This window comes from Terrabacter ginsenosidimutans (assembly GCF_039539425.1).
In the GTDB taxonomy this organism is placed as follows: Bacteria; Actinomycetota; Actinomycetes; order Actinomycetales; family Dermatophilaceae; genus Terrabacter; species Terrabacter ginsenosidimutans.
Genome location: NZ_BAABDC010000001.1, coordinates 1,051,136 through 1,064,589 on the forward strand (window position 1 = coordinate 1,051,136; position 13,454 = coordinate 1,064,589).

Consider the following 13,454-nt stretch of genomic DNA (forward strand, 5'->3'; position numbering starts at 1 on the left):
TATGCCGCCACGACGGGCGTGACGGCATACCTCCTCTGCGTGTGCTGCGCGTGGCGCGGATCAGCCCTGAGCGAGCTGGGACACGTCGTCCCACTTCTCCCACGTCTCGAGGCGCGAGGAGTAGTCGGCCTTCGCGATCGACAGCGGCGCCGCCCCGAAGAAGACGCGCAGCGGCGGCTCGTCGGCGTCGACGATCCTGAGCACCGCGGCGGCGGAGGCCTTGGGGTCGCCGGGGCCGGAGGTGTTGCGGGCCGCGCGCTCGCGGTGCGTGCGCTCACGGATGTCGTCGTAGGCCGGGAGGGGCTCGGAGTGCTTGGCGGACGGGCCGGCCCAGTCGGTGGAGAAGCCGCCGGGCTCGATGAGCGTCACGTGGATGCCGAACGGCGCGACCTCCTGGGCGAGGGACTGGCTCAGGCCCTCGAGCGCCCACTTCGACGCGTGGTAGGCGCCGACGATCGGGAAGGCCGAGATGCCACCGATCGAGCTCACCTGGATGATGTGGCCCGAACCCTGCTCACGCAGGATGGGCAGCGCGGCCTGCGTGACCCACAGCGCGCCGAAGAAGTTCGTCTCCAGCTGGTCGCGGACGTCGGCCTCGCTCAGCTCCTCGACGAAGCCGAAGTGGCCGTAGCCGGCGTTGTTGACCACGACGTCGAGCCGGCCGAAGCGCTCGTGCGCCTGCTGGACGGCGGCGAGGTCGGCGTCGCGGTCCGTGACGTCGAGGGCGATCGGCAGGAGCCGGTCCCCGTAGAGCTGCGCGAGGTCGTCGAGGGTGCTCGTGTCGCGGGCGGTCGCAGCGACGTTGTCGCCCCGCTCGAGGGCGGCGGCGGCCCACTCGCGACCGAACCCACGGGACGTTCCGGTGATGAACCACGTTTTCGTCATGCGCTCGACGCTATGACTTCGAGTGCGCTCCAACGCAAGTGGGCGACGGGCCCCGGCCGGACGAAACATCGATGTCACGGCGAACTCACCGTGGCGCAACCTTTCGCGTGCACCGTGGTCGGTGACGGCTTCGCGCGGGTGATCGCGGAGTGCATGCGATGAGGCCGCCGCGGGGTCGTCTGTCGTGATCCAGCCAGTCCCGCCGAGGAGCAGCCATGAACCGCCTGAGATCGATCGTCCGATGGCTCGACGAGTACACCCTCTGGGCCTTCAACCCGCGCTCCGTGTCGAGGTGACGCCGACCGCAGCCAGCTGCCGGACTCACCTCGAACCAGCTGTGGGCCGCTGGGAGTCAGGCGATCCGGGCGGCGCGAGCGAGCCAGGTGAGGGCCTGCTCGGCCGTGCTGAGCACCGAGATGTGCCCGTCGTCGGGCTGGAGCCACAGGTCCGCGCCCGGGATCGTGCGCGCGAGCCACTCACCGTGCGACGCCGGCACCATGCGGTCGGCACCGCCGTGCACGACGAGGGCCGGGGCGGTGACGTCGGCCGGGTCGAAACCCCAGTCGGAGACGTAGGCGAGGTCGTCGTCGATGAGCGCGGCCGGACCGGCAGCGAGCGCCGGGCCGACGACCGACCCGAGCCAGCCCCACGGCCCCGAGAAGGCCGCCTCGTCCGCAGGCACGAACCCGAAGTCGACCTCGCCCTCGGCCGCCTGGGCCGCCACGGCCTCGTGAGCCTCCTTGGCCGCGCGTCCGGCGGCGGCAGCCCGCAACGACGCCTCACCGCCCGGTGCCATCCCGGCGAACCAGTCCAGCCCGGAGGCGCCGAAGGGTGCCACCGGTGAGATGCTGGCGACCCCTCGCACCCGGTCACCCAGCAGCGCGGCCGGCGCGAGCGCATGCGTGCCGCCACCCGAGTGGCCCATCACCGCAAAGGAACCCACCCCGAGCGCGTCCGTGACAGCCGCCACGTCACGGGCCGCGGAGGCGACGTCACGGCCGGGGCGCGGGGTCGAGCCGGCGTAGCCGGGCCGGTCGTAGGACACCCACCGGATGCCGAGACGGGCCGCGGCCGCGAAGAGCGGCCGCGGCGGCGCGCCGAGGTTGGGCGTCCCGTGGTGCCACACGACGACGAGCGGCTCGACGTCCGCGGTCCCCGGGTCCCCCGTGTCGTAGACGTGCAGCACGTGCCCGTCGCCGAGGTCCACGTCGCTCTCGGTCACCTGGGTGGTCGGGGTGTCGCTCACAGGGCTTCGGCCTTTCGTCTGAGGTGGTCCTGCTCGGGGATGCTCGTCGTGAGACGCGACGCGAGCAGGTAGCTGTCGCGGGCACGCTCGGTGTCGCCCGTCATCTCGAGCAGGTGTGCGCGCACGGCGTGCAGGCGGTGGTGCCGGGCGAGGCGCTTGTCCTGCTCGAGGTCGTCGAGGACGGCGAGGCCTGCCGCCGGCCCCTCGACCATGGCGAGGGCAACGGCTCGGTTGAGCGTCACGACCGGGCCGGGCGCGAGCTGCTCGAGCAGCCCGTAGAGCGCGAGGACCTGCTCCCAGTCCGTCTCCGCCGCGGACGGCGCCTCGTCGTGGACGGCGGCGATCGCCGCCTGCACCTGGTACGGCCCGAGCCGGGTCCGGGTCAGGGCGTCGCTCACGAGGGCGACGCCCTCCCGGACGTATGCCGTGTCCCACCGCGTGCGGTCCTGCTCGGCGAGCGGGACGAGCTCACCGGCGGCGTTCGTGCGGGCCGGGCGACGGGCCTCGGTCAGGAGCATCAGGGCGAGCAGGCCGGCGACCTCGCCGTCGTCGGGCAGCAGGGCGTGCACCTGACGCGTGAGCCGGATCGCCTCCGCTGTCAGGTCGATCCGGTGCAGGGCGTCACCGCTGCTCGCCGTGTGTCCCTCGGTGAAGACGAGGTAGAGGACGTGGAGCACCTCGCGCAGCCGCTCGGGCACGTCGTCCGCGGGCGGCATCCGGAACTCGGCGCCGGAGTCTCGGATCTGCTTCTTGGCGCGGCTGATCCGCTGGGCCATCGTGGCCTCGGGCACGAGGAACGCGTGCGCGATCTGGGCCGTCGTCAGACCGCCGACGGCTCTGAGGGTCAAGGCGATCCGCGCCGCCGGGGTGAGCGCCGGGTGGCAGCAGAGGAGCAGGAGCGTCAGGGTGTCGTCGTGCTCGGCCGGCCCCACGGCATACGCCGGCGGGGCGACGAGGGCGTCGGCGGGCGCTCGGGTGGCGTCAGCGAGCTCCCGGCGCTCACGGGCCTCGTCGCTGCGCAGCCCGTCGATGAGGCGCCGCGAACCGACGCGGATGAGCCACGCCTTCGGGTCGTCGGGCAAACCTTCCTCGGGCCACTGGACGGCGGCGGCGAGCAGCGCCTCCTGCGCGGCCTCCTCAGCCCGGTCGAAGTCCCGGTAACGGCGCACGAGCGCACCGATGACCTGCGGCGTCACGGTGCGCCACAGGTCGTCGGTGACCACGGATCCGTCCATGCGGCAAACCTTCTCAGAGGTCCTCGGCCGAACCGCCCATGAGCGGACGCACCTCGACGCCGGCGAACCGCGCGTCGGGGAAGCGCCCGGCGATCTCCTCGGCCCGCTCGGGCGTCGCGCAGTCGACGACGAAGTAGCCGGCCATCTGCTCCTTCGACTCGACGAACGGGCCGTCGGTGACGAGGCTCTCGCCCTCACGCACCCGGACGCTCCGCGCCGTGAGCGGGTCTGCGAGCGCCTGGGCGGTGACGAGCTCACCCGACTCGCTGATCTCGGTCATCAGCTCCTCGAAGTCGCGCAGCATCGCGGCGCGCCCCTCGTCGGTCATCGCGGCGGCCTCGGGCGTGCGCAGGAAGATCGGGTGCCCCCACGTCTGCGGGTTGCTCCAGATCATCAGCAGGTACTTCACGTCGACTCCTTCGTCTCCACGCCGTCGTCTCGCGCGCGTCGCGGCGATCGGCCCTCGTGCGTCCCTCGTTCATGAGGGACGTCGGAGCGGTGGGCGCCGTCTCGACACCTGCCCGACCCTGCCACAGACGCCCGACCGGCGTGCGCCGCGATAGCGTCGCTGCGTGTCCGCAGACGCACGCCCCGGCCAGCCCCTCACCGCCCTCGACGAGCGGGCGGCCGAGGCGGAGCGGTCGGTCACCGCCCTCTTCGGCGGCTCCCTCGGCGGGCTTCCGCTCACGCACCTGGCCCGCGTCGCGCACCCGGCACCGGTCGGGTCGGGGCCCTTCGGCCGGTTCCGCGGCACGTGGCACTACTGGTGGCAGGCGCACTACCTCGATGCCGTCGTCGACGCGGGCCTGAGGGCCCTGCGGACGGGCGACATGGCGGGCGTTCAGCAGCACGCCGCGCGGGGGGACCGGCTGCTCAGCACGATCCGGCTGCGCAACCGGGTGCGCTGGGTCAACGACTTCTACGACGACATGGCGTGGCTCGCCCTCGCCTCGGGCCGGCTGCAGACCCTCCACGACGCGATCGGTCGCACGGCCCGGAGACGACGGCTCGACTCGGCCGGCCGCCACCTCACCGAGCAGCTCCGCACCGCGCACACCGACGACCTCGGCGGCGGCCTGTTCTGGAGCCGGGACCGCGACTTCAAGAACAGTCCCGCCACGGGCCCGGCCGCCCTGCACCTCGCCCGCCGCGGCGAGACGGACGAGGCGCGCCGGCTCGTCGACTGGCTCTTTGCGCGGCTGTGGTCACCCGAGAGCGGGATGGTGCTGGACGGCATACGGCTGAAGGGCGGCGCGGAGGTGCTCGTGCCGGACGTCTGGTCCTACAACCAGGGCACGGCGCTCGGCGCGCTCGTCACGCTGGGGGACCCCACGAGCCTCACCCGCGCGGAGGCGCTCGTCAGAGCCGTCGATGCCCGGCTGACCGCCCCGGTGGACGGGTCGCAGGTGCTGCGGACGCACGGCGGCGGGGACGGCGGCCTCTTCACCGGCATCCTCGTGCGCTACCTCGCGCTGGCGGCGGCCGCCGGGTCCGGGCTCGACGACGACGTGCGCGCCGTCGCCGGCCGGCTCGTCCGCGACACGGCCGACGCGTTGTGGCGCGGACGCGGGAGCCTGCGCGTCGCGGGGCACCGGGACCCGACGGTCTTCCCGTTGGCGCCCGGCGGGCCGGCACCGGGGCTGCCGCTCGAGCTGTCGCCGCAGCTGCAGGCCTGGACCGTCCTCGAGGCTGCCGCCACTCTCGCCTGAGCCGACCGACGACCTTTGGTATGCCGTCCCGCCCGTTCCCGGCGTGTCGCGCGGCGTGTCGGAGGGCCGGCGCGACCAACGGTCGTCGGTGGGTCGCCGAGGTCTCGGATCGGGCACGAGGACTGGGAGCGGGCTGGGAATCGCGGCGGTCCCGGGTGAGACTCGGGGGGTGCGCACTCCCCGAGCTCTCGTCGTCGGCCTGACCGCCGGCGCCCTGCTCGGCGCCTGTACGACCGCGGGGCCCACCGACCAACGGGGTGGCGGCACCACGGGACCGGGCCCCACGGCATACGCCAGCAGCAGCACGACCACGCCACCCGTCACGAGCGCGCCGACGACGGGCACTCCCAGCTCCACTCCCTCGTCGAGTGCTCCGAAGCCCGCACCCGACCCGGCCTCGATCGAGGCGCTCATCGCGACGCGCTACGACGGCGGCAACCTCAGGCTGGGGCGCGAGCGCGGCAGCACGAGCGCCTACCGGCAGTACTTCGTCACCTACGAGAGCAACGGGCTGACGATCTCGGGCCGCATCAACATCCCGCGCGGGAAGGGTCCGTTCCCGGCCGTCGTCCTCGCGCACGGCTACGTCGACCCCGCCACCTACACCAACGGCGAGACGATGCTCCGCGAGCGCGACCACCTCGCGCGGCAGGGCTACGTGACGCTGCACATCGACTACCGCAACCACGCGCAGTCCGACAAGGACCCACGCAACGACGCGAACCTGCGCGCGGGCTACACGGTCGACGCCGTCAACGCCGGGCTCGCGCTGCAGAAGGTCGCCTACGTCGATCCCGACCGGCTGGCGATCGTCGGGCGGTCCATGGGTGGAGGGGTGGTCTACAACGTGCTGGTCGTGCGGCCCGGCCTGTTCCGCGCGGCCGTGGCCTACGCGCCGGTGAGCTCGGACACCGTCGACAACTTCGACAAGTGGGTGCGCCGTGACGCGTCCCGGGCGGGCGCCGCGCGGGCCGTCATCGACCGTCTCGGCACCCCGGAGGCGAACCCGACGGCGTGGGCGGCGACGAGTCCCCGCACCTACTTCGGGCGCATCACCGAGCCGCTCCTGATCCACCACGGCACGGCCGACGAGGACTGCCCGCTCTCGTGGTCGCGCGAGTCGGTCGCGGCGCTGCGCGCGGAGGGCAAGTCGGTCGAGCTCGACGTCTACCCCGGCGGCCGCCACACCCTGACGTCACCGCAGTGGGACACCTCGATCCGGCGCACGGAGGCCTTCTTGGCCCGCAACCTCAGGTGAGTCCCATCAGACGGGCGCCGTTGTGCCACAGCACCGCCCGCATCCAGTCGTCACCCAGACCGAGTCGGGCGAGCGCCTCGAGCTGGTGGGCGTACGGGTAGGGGATGCTCGGGAAGTCCGAGCCGAGCACGACCCGGTCGCGCAGGGCACCGAGGCGCTCGACGTAGCCCTCGGGGAACGGCGCCAAGCGGTCGGTGAAGTCGGTCCCGCTCATCGTCGTGTCGAGGTGGACGCCCGTGAACTCGTCTGCGAGGTCGGCGAACTCGTGGTACTCCGGCATGCCGAGGTGCGCGATGACGAGCACCAGGTCGGGGTGCCGCCGCAGCACCTCACGCACCGCCGACGGCCCTGTGTGGGTGCCGCGGATGGGCGCCGAGCCCGCATGGAGGACGACGGGCACCCGGGCGGCCTCGAGACGCGCCCACGCCGGCTCGAGGCGATCGTCGTCGGGGGTGAAGTCGCCGACCTGGACGTGCATCTTGAACAGCCGCGCCCCGTCGTCGAGCGCCGCCGCGACCTCGTCGCCGATGCCGGGCTCGGGGTAGAAGGTCGCGCAGTGCACGGCGTCGGGCACGCGACGGGCGAAGTCGGCGCACCACTCGTTGAGCCACGCCACCATGCCCGGCTTGTGCGGGTAGACGAGAGCCGGGATCGCCCGGAGCCCCAGCGCGCGCAGGGTCTCGAGACGACGCTCCTCGTCGACGCGGTAGCTGATCGGCCACGGCAGCCCGTAGTGCAGCTCGGCCTCGTCGAAGTAGGCCCAGACCTTGCGCTGCATCGCGTCGGGCAGGAAGTGCACGTGCACGTCGGCGAGACCGGGCAGCCCGAGCGAGCGGACGTATGCCGGCACCCCGGCGTCCGTCCCCGGGCCCGGTGTCGTGGGGTGCTCCGGTGTCGCCTGACGCGCCCCGCTCAACGGGCGAGGGCGCCCATCGGGTCCCAGGCGGGGAGCACGATCGGGTCCTGACGCAGCGCCTCCCGCAGCTCCGCGGGCAACGCGTCTCGGCGCACGGCCACCTCGAACACGAACTCGGCGAACCAGGAGTCGTTCATCGTCATGAAGCCCTTGTCGCCCTTCTCGGTGCCCCAGCTGTTCTCGACGCGCCACCGGCGGGGCACCTCGTCGTGGAGGTCGACGCCGGTGAAGAGCATCGCGTGCGTCATGAGCGACTCGTGGTGCAGCAGGCGGTCGGCCTTGCCGAGGCTGGGCTCGGTGCCGTAGACCGCCGCGTGGTCGAAGAGGGCCGCGTCCCAGACGCCGAGGTCGGCGTGGGACATCTGCCCGGTGTCGCAGCCGAACCACACCGGCTCGCCGCCGACGATCGCCTGCGCGGCCAGCGACTTCATGAGGTCGGGCTCGACGTTGAGGTAGGTGACAGGTGGGGCGCCGACGACGTTGCCGAGGTGCTCGACGGTGAACGTCCGGCCGTAGGGGCTGCTGGCGCGCGGGTCGTTGACGAGGCAGACGTAGTCCTCGAGCGGCACCGTGACGTAGCGCTCGGCGAACTCGAGCGGCGTCATCGCGCCGTCGCGGTGGAAGCCGCCGTCGGTGTCCTTCCACTGCCAGACGAACGACTCCGGCGGCGTGCCGAGGTGGATGCACAGGAGTCGGTGGACCGAGGCGAGCACCTGCTCCTTGGCGTCCTGGAGGTCGTCGGCGCCCTCGCCGGCAGCCGCACGGGCCCGCAGGTCTCGCGCGGCCTGGCGCAGGATGGTGCTGAGGTCGCGGTTCATCAGGCGCGTGTTGCTCGAGCTCTTCGTCTCGGGCATCGCGACCTTCGGCACGAGGCCGTGCTTGACCACGAGCGCGACGAACATGTTCCACTGGCCGCCGTCCTCGGCCGGGGTGGCGAGCAGGTGGGCGACGGTGCGGTCGTCGACGTCACGGCCGGCCGTCGCGATGATCGACTCGAGCCAGTGGTTGGCCTTCTCGAACTTGTCCCAGAAGAGCAGGTGGTTCTGCGAGAACTCGAAGTCCTTGACGCCTAGCTTCTCCCGCGCGCCGGCGCGCAGCAGGTTGGTGCCCGCAAAGAGCCAGCAGCGGCCGCTCTTCTCCTGCGACGTCGCCGCCCAGTCGTCGAGCAGGTGCGAGACCGAGTGGTCGATGCTCGTCACGACCCGGCGGTCGAGTGCGATGTCGTCGACCGAGGTCGTCGTGACGGCGTTCTGCAGCATCCGTGCGGTGGGGTCGGCCTCGAACGCCTTCGTGAGGCGCTCGACGAGGTCGGGGGCGAGGTCGTGCGGCATGGGCCACTCCTTCGAGCTTCTCGGGATCCTCGCATCGTATGCCGGGGCCCTGCGCCGAGGGGCCACTCCGGTGAGCGCCCGGTCACAGCCGGGTCGGACCACCCACGACGGCTGCGCCTCGCGAATAGCCTCGAGGTAGAGGTCGCGGCGGCTCGAGCCGCCTGGAGGTGGGCACCGTGGAGACCGAGCTGTTCGTGCACTTCGCCGAGATCGCCGGCGTCTTCATAGGGTTCGGCGCCCTCATCAGCCTGAGGAGCGCGCACGTCACCGATGTCCACGACGTCGTCTACCTCCAGGCGGTGCTCGCGCTCGGCGTCTGGGTGGTGGTCTCCTCCCTCGTCCCGGTTGTCGTGAGTCGCTACGGCGTCGTGGGTCACGGGCTCTGGCTGCCATCGGCTCTTGTGGCCCTCGCCATCTGGGTCGCCTTCATGACCGCCTTCGTCCGCAGACCCGAGACCAAGGCCCTCAACCGCAGCCTCGAGCGCCTGGACCGGTTCTTCCCCGTCGTGGGCCTTCCGCTGCACATCGTGCTCGCGGGCAGCCTGGTCCTCATCGTGCTGGGCCGGTGGCCGGGCACGGAGGCGGCGCTCTACGTGACTGCGCTCGCAGCAGGGGTCGTCTTCGCCGGCTACACGCTCCTCGTCTTCGTCCTCAGCCAGAAGCGCGACAGCACGTCGGACCGGGACGGCTCCTGAGCGTCAGCTCGCGGCCGGCCCCCGACCGTCACCGACACGGTGCTCGGCGACGACCTCGACAGGGACGGTCGCGGCATACGCACTCGCCAACCGGCGCACGTCGTCGGCATCGACGACCCCGGGCACCAGCGCCGCGTCGGGCCGGAAGTGCACGACGGTCCCCGGCCTCCCCGGCCCGGCCAGGGCCTCGAGCGCGCCCTGCGGCAACCCGCGCTCGAAGCGCTGCTGCCACCCACCCTCGGCGCGGCGGTTCGTGTGGACCACCCACTCGCTGAGGGCGGCGACGACGGAGATGCCCGAGCGACGGTGTCCGTCGGGGAGCAGCGGCGCGTCGTCGCGGCCGTAGAAGCGCAGGTCCTTCGTGGCCATGATCGGCTTGACCCGCGCGACCCCGTCGGCGTCGACGCGCGTCTCGGTGCCCCGACCGTCGTCGGCCACGGAGACCGAGCCGTCCGCGTGCAGCACGACGCGGATGCGGGTCGTCGTCCCCTCGGCGGCCTCGTCGACCGGATAGGCGAGCACCTCGAGGGCGAGGTGCAGAGGCCCACCGGGTGCGAGCGCCCTCGCATCCCGGCGGATCTCCTCGAGGTGGCTGAGGTCGACCGGCTCGCTCCAGTCATGCGTGGCTCCCATCCGGCCACCCTCCCAGACGCGAGCGCCTCACCCGCGGGTCTGTCGAGGGTCCGGCAGAGCAGCGGCAGCCGGGTCATGGGGCCAGCGTTCCCGATCGCCGACTGGGCCTGACACTCCTCACGCCGAGAGCGAAGGTCCTTGGCGCGGCGGCATCCCGGGGCGAGGATCGAGCCCATGAGACTGCTCGTGCTCGGAGGCACCCATCACGTCGGCCGCGCGTTCGTCGAGGCCGCCCTCGCTCGTGGCGACGAGGTCACGACCGTGACCCGCGGCGTCAGCGGCACCCCCGTCGAGGGAGCCTCGGCGCGGCACGCGGACCGGCTCGACCCGGAGGCGATGCGCGCGGCCCTCGGTGACGACGAGTGGGACGCGGTCGTCGACACGTGGTCCGCAGCGCCGGTCGCGGTGCAGACGTCGGCACGACTGCTGCGCGGGCGGGTTCCGCACTACACCTACATCTCGTCGTGCTCGGTCTACACCTGGCCGATCGAGCCCGGGTCGGGCGAAGGCGCCCCGGTCGTCGACGGCGACCCGGCGTCGGCGGAGAGCGCCGACTACGCCGCAGCCAAGCGCGGGGGCGAGCTCGCGGTGCAGGAGGAGTTCGACGGCGACGTCGCGATCGCCCGGGCCGGGCTCATCCTCGGGCCCTACGAGATGGTCGGCCGGCTGCCGTTCTGGCTGCGCCGGATCGCCGCGGGCGGCCGGGTCCCGGCGCCCGGGCCCCACGACCGCCCGTTGCAGTACGTCGACGGCCGCGACATCGCGGACTGGGTGCTCGGGTCGCGGCCGGTCGGCACCTTCAACACGGTGAGCGAGCCGGGCCACACGACGATCGGCGCCCTGCTCGACGAGGTGCGCACCGTGACGCAGAGCGACGCAGAGCTCGTCTGGCTCGACCCGGCCACGGTCGAGGCCGCCGGCGTCGAGCCGTGGACCGAGCTGCCGATCTGGGTGCCCCCGACCGGTGAGCTCGCCGGCCTGCACTCGCTCGACACCGCCGCCGCGGCGGCCGCGGGGCTGCGCGTCCGGCCGATGCCGCAGACGGTGGCCGACACGTGGGCCTGGCTCCAGCGCGAGGGGCTGCCCGAGCGCCCGACCAACCGCGGCGGCGGCCCGATGGACGCCGCCGCCGAAGAGCGCCTCCTCGCCCTCCACGACGCGACGACCTGAGCCTCCACGAGCTCCGTCCGCGTCAGCGCGTGCGCGCGCGGTGGGCGGCGGCCTTGACGCGGCTCTGGCACTGCGGCGAGCAGAACCGGCGGGTCCCGTTCTTCGAGCCGTCGACGTAGACGCGGTCGCACCCCGGGGCGTCGCACACGCCGAGCCGACCCCCGAGGTCGCTGCCGAGCGCGACGGCGAGGCCCGACGCGAGTCCCGCCTGCCAGCCCCGCACATAGCCGTCGTCGGGACCGTGGAAGTGCAGCTGGAACCGGCCCTCGGCGTCGGGGTCGAGCCGCGGACGCGCAGCGGTGGCGTCGAGCAGGTCGTTGACGACGCCGGCCGCCGTGGCCAGGTCGTCGCGGGCCGCGGCCTCGAAGACCGCCCGCGCCCGGGGCACGACCTCGAGGAGCGCGTGCGCCTGTGCCGCCGTGGGCCGCGAGCGCCGGTCGGGTGTCGACGTCGCCTCGCGCACGCCACGCAGGAGGTCACGTCCGACGGGAGGGACGTAGGCCGTCCCGCGGGCCTCGCCGGGGCTCGCGAGGTTGACGAGCGCTGCCGTGACGTCGAGCAGGCGCTCGATGTGACTGTCGAACCGCATTTGACCAGTCACCTCTCGGATCGTAGGTTCGTGACTGCCAAAGTCTAGTTCGACAGTCAGGAGCTCGTGATGGACCGGGCAGCCCCCACTCCTCGAGCGGCACCTCTCCCCGCCCGGCTGTGGGTCCTCATCGCGGCCCGGTGCGTCAACCGGCTCGGCGGCTTCTCGATGGCCTTCCTCGGCGTCCTCCTCGCCCGCGAGCTCGGCGCCGGACCGGGCGAGATCGCGCTCGCCCTGACGTGCTTCGGCGTCGCCACGATCCCGTCCCGCATCCTCGGCGGCCACCTCGCCGACGGCTGGGGCCACCGGCCGACCATGCTGCTCGGTCTCGTCGGGTGCGCGGCGGCCCAGCTCGTCATCGCGGCCGCGCCCACGACGTCGGGCGTGCTCGCCGGCGCCGTCCTGCTCGGTCTGGCGTACGAGATCGTCGAGCCCCCGACCCAGGCCCTCGTCAGCGACCTCGTGCCCGAGCACGACCGCGCCGTCGCCTACTCCGCCCTGGGCGCCTCGCTCGCCGTCGCGGGCGTGCTGGCCGGGCTCGTCGCGGCTGCGGTGTCGGGGTTCGGGCTGCGCTGGCTCTTCGTCGTCGATGCCGCCACCTGCCTGGCCTGCGCCGCTCTCGTCGCGGCGTGCCTGCCCGGCGTGGCGGGTGCGGCCGGCGAGGGAGGGCGACCGCTCGCTCGGGCCACGGGTGGCGTGGGCGCGGTGCCCGAGATCCGGGGCGCGACCGACGTGCGCTCGACGCCAGCTCGTGCGCGCTGGGTCGGCGCCCTCATGGACCGACGGCTGCGGTCGCTCGTCGCGTTCGGGACCGTCGTCGCGACCGTGACGATGGTCGTCGTCTTCGGCGTGCCGCTCCTCGTCGAACAGCGGGGCCTCGCCCCCGCCACGACGGGGTGGATCCTCGCCGCCGGCGCCGCCGCGAGCGTCCCGGGCGCGTGGCTTGCCGCCGCGCTCCGGCGCCGCACCGACGACTGCGGCGTCCTCCTCGTCGGTGAGGTGACCGCAGCGGCTGGTCTCGGCCTGATTGCCGTCGCCGTCCATCCCGCCGGACTAGCAGCCGGTCTCGTCGTCTTCGACGTCGGCAGCCTCCTCGTCATCGCCACGACGATGGCCCGCGCCGGCACTCTCGCTCCCGACGGTGCGCGCGGCACCTACCTCGCCGTGCTGGGACTCACGTGGGGCCTCGCCACGTCGGTCGCGCCGGCGGTCCTCGCGACGCTCGGCACGGCATACGGCCCCGGAGCGCCGTTCGGCGCAGCCGGCATCGCCCTGCTCGGGTCGGCGGTCGTCCGCGCGGGTCAGTGGCCGCGGTTGCGGCGGCGGACGTCCTTGGGAGGGCGGCCACCGGCATACGAGCGCGAGGGGTCCACGACGTAGCCCTGGCGCAGCGCCTCTCGACCGACGAGCATGCGGAAGCCCATCCGGTCGCGCTTGCTCAGGGTGACCTCGGCAGGCACCGTGCGGCCCGCGAGCGTGAGGTCGAGGCGCACGACGTAGCGCTTGGTCACGTGGCCCGACGAGCTGCGCACGCTGCGCCGGTCGTGGACCGGGCACTCGACCGTCTGCGTGTCGTCGGAGGTGTCCTGCCACGGGTGCACGGTGAAGCGGACCCACGGCTCGCCGTCGCGGTCGAACTCCTCGATGTCCTCGGCGTGCAGCGACGACGTGCGCGCGCCCGTGTCGATCTTGGCCTTGAGCCACGGCAGCCCCGCCTCGGGCAGGGAGACCCACTCCCGCCACCCGACGGGAGTGCTTGAATAGGCCGGCCCAGACACCCGCCCATC

The 13,454-nt window shown here is 73.3% G+C and carries 14 protein-coding genes; 5 read left to right on the plus strand and 9 right to left on the minus strand.

Annotation, left to right across the window (positions count from 1 at the left end):
- Positions 1-60: 60 nt before the first annotated feature.
- From ABD831_RS04915 to ABD831_RS04930, 4 genes are all read right to left on the minus strand, one after another.
- Complete coding sequence (locus ABD831_RS04915; RefSeq protein WP_344942372.1) at positions 61-885, minus strand: SDR family oxidoreductase; 825 nt, start codon at positions 883-885, stop codon at positions 61-63.
- A 352-nt stretch (positions 886-1,237) separates the two neighbouring features.
- Positions 1,238-2,131: an alpha/beta fold hydrolase gene (locus ABD831_RS04920; RefSeq protein WP_344942375.1), complete on the minus strand. Its 894-nt coding sequence runs from the start codon at positions 2,129-2,131 to the stop codon at positions 1,238-1,240.
- Positions 2,128-3,366 (minus strand): RNA polymerase sigma factor, encoded by a 1,239-nt coding sequence (locus ABD831_RS04925; RefSeq protein WP_344942378.1) that lies wholly within the window; start codon positions 3,364-3,366, stop codon positions 2,128-2,130. The genes ABD831_RS04920 and ABD831_RS04925 overlap by 4 nt, the downstream gene beginning before the upstream one ends.
- Positions 3,367-3,379: 13 nt before the next feature.
- Positions 3,380-3,775, minus strand: a complete 396-nt coding sequence (locus tag ABD831_RS04930) for a YciI family protein (protein ID WP_344942381.1) — start codon at positions 3,773-3,775, stop codon at positions 3,380-3,382.
- A 163-nt stretch (positions 3,776-3,938) separates the two neighbouring features.
- Here ABD831_RS04930 and ABD831_RS04935 point away from each other — a divergent pair, with 163 nt between their 5' ends.
- Both ABD831_RS04935 and ABD831_RS04940 read left to right on the plus strand, forming a co-directional pair.
- On the plus strand, positions 3,939-5,075 hold the full coding sequence (locus ABD831_RS04935; RefSeq protein WP_344942383.1) for a glycoside hydrolase family 76 protein: 1,137 nt from the start codon (positions 3,939-3,941) through the stop codon (positions 5,073-5,075).
- Positions 5,076-5,244: 169 nt separating this feature from the next.
- Positions 5,245-6,333 (plus strand): alpha/beta hydrolase family protein, encoded by a 1,089-nt coding sequence (locus ABD831_RS04940; protein WP_344942384.1) that lies wholly within the window; start codon positions 5,245-5,247, stop codon positions 6,331-6,333.
- Here ABD831_RS04940 and ABD831_RS04945 read toward each other — a convergent pair.
- Both ABD831_RS04945 and ABD831_RS04950 read right to left on the minus strand, forming a co-directional pair.
- On the minus strand, positions 6,326-7,249 hold the full coding sequence (locus ABD831_RS04945) for an amidohydrolase family protein (RefSeq protein ID WP_344942386.1): 924 nt from the start codon (positions 7,247-7,249) through the stop codon (positions 6,326-6,328). The two genes, ABD831_RS04940 and ABD831_RS04945, sit on opposite strands and share 8 nt — an antisense overlap.
- Positions 7,246-8,580 carry a C1 family peptidase gene (locus tag ABD831_RS04950; RefSeq protein ID WP_344942389.1) on the minus strand — a complete coding sequence of 445 codons (1,335 nt, stop codon included), beginning with the start codon at positions 8,578-8,580 and terminating at the stop codon, positions 7,246-7,248. Before ABD831_RS04950 ends, ABD831_RS04945 begins: the two co-directional genes overlap by 4 nt.
- 176 nt (positions 8,581-8,756) lie before the next feature.
- Here ABD831_RS04950 and ABD831_RS04955 point away from each other — a divergent pair, with 176 nt between their 5' ends.
- Positions 8,757-9,275, plus strand: a complete 519-nt coding sequence (locus tag ABD831_RS04955) for a hypothetical protein (protein ID WP_344942392.1) — start codon at positions 8,757-8,759, stop codon at positions 9,273-9,275.
- 3 nt (positions 9,276-9,278) lie between these two features.
- Here ABD831_RS04955 and ABD831_RS04960 read toward each other — a convergent pair whose 3' ends face one another.
- Complete coding sequence (locus ABD831_RS04960) at positions 9,279-9,908, minus strand: DNA topoisomerase IV subunit B family protein (protein ID WP_344942395.1); 630 nt, start codon at positions 9,906-9,908, stop codon at positions 9,279-9,281.
- Between the two features lie 174 nt (positions 9,909-10,082).
- Here ABD831_RS04960 and ABD831_RS04965 point away from each other — a divergent pair, with 174 nt between their 5' ends.
- Positions 10,083-11,078 carry an NAD-dependent epimerase/dehydratase family protein gene (locus ABD831_RS04965; RefSeq protein WP_344942398.1) on the plus strand — a complete coding sequence of 332 codons (996 nt, stop codon included), beginning with the start codon at positions 10,083-10,085 and terminating at the stop codon, positions 11,076-11,078.
- A 22-nt stretch (positions 11,079-11,100) separates the two neighbouring features.
- Here the strand turns inward: ABD831_RS04965 and ABD831_RS04970 are convergent, their stop codons facing one another.
- Positions 11,101-11,679: a CGNR zinc finger domain-containing protein gene (locus ABD831_RS04970; RefSeq protein ID WP_344942401.1), complete on the minus strand. Its 579-nt coding sequence runs from the start codon at positions 11,677-11,679 to the stop codon at positions 11,101-11,103.
- A gap of 57 nt (positions 11,680-11,736) precedes the next feature.
- On the opposite strand from ABD831_RS04970, the gene ABD831_RS04975 reads away from it, so the two are divergent.
- On the plus strand, positions 11,737-13,047 hold the full coding sequence (locus tag ABD831_RS04975) for an MFS transporter (protein WP_344942404.1): 1,311 nt from the start codon (positions 11,737-11,739) through the stop codon (positions 13,045-13,047).
- On the opposite strand, the gene ABD831_RS04980 is transcribed toward ABD831_RS04975, so the two are convergent.
- Entirely contained in the window at positions 12,969-13,445 is a 477-nt protein-coding gene (locus ABD831_RS04980) for an ATP-dependent zinc protease family protein (protein WP_344942407.1), read from the minus strand. The genes ABD831_RS04975 and ABD831_RS04980 overlap by 79 nt on opposite strands.
- Positions 13,446-13,454: the final 9 nt, after the last annotated feature.

Bases quoted from the DNA above. Each gene is read 5' to 3' on its own strand.
- ABD831_RS04960 (WP_344942395.1), bottom strand. From the start codon at position 9,908: ATGGGAGCCACGCATGACTGGAGCGAGCCGGTCGACCTCAGCCACCTC.
- ABD831_RS04925 (WP_344942378.1), bottom strand. From the start codon at position 3,366: ATGGACGGATCCGTGGTCACCGACGACCTGTGGCGCACCGTGACGCCG.
- ABD831_RS04950 (WP_344942389.1), bottom strand. From the start codon at position 8,580: ATGCCGCACGACCTCGCCCCCGACCTCGTCGAGCGCCTCACGAAGGCG.
- ABD831_RS04915 (WP_344942372.1), bottom strand. From the start codon at position 885: ATGACGAAAACGTGGTTCATCACCGGAACGTCCCGTGGGTTCGGTCGC.
- ABD831_RS04965 (WP_344942398.1), top strand. From the start codon at position 10,083: ATGAGACTGCTCGTGCTCGGAGGCACCCATCACGTCGGCCGCGCGTTC.
- ABD831_RS04975 (WP_344942404.1), top strand. From the start codon at position 11,737: ATGGACCGGGCAGCCCCCACTCCTCGAGCGGCACCTCTCCCCGCCCGG.